This is a genomic window from Vibrio sp. 10N.222.55.C6 (assembly GCF_041473395.1).
Taxonomy (GTDB): domain Bacteria; phylum Pseudomonadota; class Gammaproteobacteria; order Enterobacterales; family Vibrionaceae; genus Vibrio; species Vibrio crassostreae_C.
Genome location: NZ_JBFRSD010000211.1, coordinates 1 through 212, shown reverse-complemented (window position 1 = coordinate 212; position 212 = coordinate 1). Strand labels below are relative to the sequence as shown.

Sequence of the window (212 nt, the reverse complement as noted above, 5' to 3'; positions counted from 1 at the left end):
CCTAAGCAAGAAACGATTCAGCTGAACGATACACACCCAACGATCGCGATTCCTGAGCTAATGCGCATCCTGATTGACGAGAAAGGTCTATCTTGGGATCAAGCATGGGAAATCAGTGCTCACACGTTCGCTTACACGAACCACACACTACTTCCAGAAGCGCTAGAGACTTGGTCTGAATCACTGATCAATCGTCTTCTTCCACGTCACAT

General features: G+C 47.6%; 1 protein-coding gene. It reads left to right on the top strand.

Translation table 11 applies throughout. The annotated features are described in order from the left end of the window. On the top strand, positions 1 to 212 hold a 212-nt coding region (locus AB4486_RS23290), incomplete at both ends, for a glycogen/starch/alpha-glucan phosphorylase (protein ID WP_372118903.1).